The 1,337-nt window shown below is 48.8% G+C and carries 2 protein-coding genes; both read left to right on the forward strand.

Annotated features, from left to right (window positions below; genetic code table 11):
* On the forward strand, positions 1–816 hold an 816-nt coding region (locus tag AB0442_RS42500), incomplete at its 5' end, for a hypothetical protein (protein ID WP_145957805.1).
* 250 nt (positions 817–1,066) lie between these two features.
* A partial coding sequence (locus AB0442_RS42505) for a hypothetical protein (RefSeq protein WP_366168853.1) occupies positions 1,067–1,337 on the forward strand: 271 nt, incomplete at its 3' end.

Raw genomic sequence — 1,337 nt, forward strand, 5'->3', positions numbered from 1 at the left:
ATGAAAAAGATTTTTTTATTATTGCTAATCGTATTTTTCGGCGGCATGAATGCGGCCAGCTCCGCTAATTTTGAGGCAATTCCTCGTATAGAGCCTGTTAGTGGATCCTCTGCTTTTCTCTCTTTTACGTTTCTCCGTATTTTACCGGAGTCGCAGGAACCCAACCCATGTTATGGGCAAAGAAACTGCATGTTATCTGTGGTGATGACCTTATCGAACTCACCACGTGCCTCTGTGGCGTTGGCTGAGGCCAACAGCAGCTGCAACACGGCGGATTGCAAGACCAGCACGAGCACGGCCAAAACCATGGGGGAGCTCGCGCCGTTAGTCAGGTATTTAGGGCGCAATGGAACGAACTCGACCAGAGATATAAATCAGATTGGCAACTGGCCTCTTAAACTCTGCTTCGGTGTGGCAATTAACGGTAATTGGGGTGGCCCTTTCGGCTGCTCCCCTGAGATACCCAAGACGAACAGCTGCGATATTCTTGACACTAACGCCATCGTTGACTTTGGCACATTCAGCAGCGACGTGACGGCCCGGCAGGCTACGGGGACCATCAAGGTAAATTGTGCCAGCGAGGCTTACTTACGCGTTAAGTTTAATTCCAATGTCACCAATATGCCGTTAAGCCAGGACGGACGGATGACCGCCAGCCTGAAATTTAGAGACCTGATCGCAGGCGTGGGCGAGAATTATGTAAAAGTGCCTGGTGGCAATAGAGAAATCTATATTGACGGTGAGCTAAGAAATAACAATACCTCGCATACTGGTCAGTTTTCTATGTCTGTGGTAGCGATAGTGGAAATCATATGACAGTGACTAAATGGCCAGGCCGTATTTTTAATTTTCGCGGGCGTTATGAATGTATTACCCCGTTAGGAATACGATTATCAGTGATACGTTTCATTAGGTGCTATTACTCTTTGTCCTTCCGATGGAAGTATTTTCAGTGGAAGGTTGCGTAAAACGAATAACGGTGGATATAGAATCTACTGGGCTGTTTGTCAGGAATGGTTTCTCGTTTGGCAAACAAGGGGAAATAGGCCTACAGGAGGCTCGGACAATGAAACCAATCAATATTGTGATTGATGACGAAAACCGCTATTTTGCCGCCGGCTTGCGGTTAAGCATTGCGAAATATGCGCAGCAGTATAACAAAGTCGCGCATTTCCTGCCGCCAGGCAGCGATGAGCGGCCTGACATCGTGTTGACCTCGCAGATCCGGCGCGCCCGATGCTGGGCTGCCTATTCAAGGGCACACGTCGTCACCATTAAAGAAAGGCAGACCTTTGTCGCCAGGCGTGCAAGCCGGGTGTTGTACCGCAATGACGATC

Origin of the sequence: Kitasatospora sp. NPDC085895, assembly GCF_040702125.1 — a bacterium.
Taxonomy (GTDB): domain Bacteria; phylum Actinomycetota; class Actinomycetes; order Streptomycetales; family Streptomycetaceae; genus Kitasatospora; species Kitasatospora arboriphila.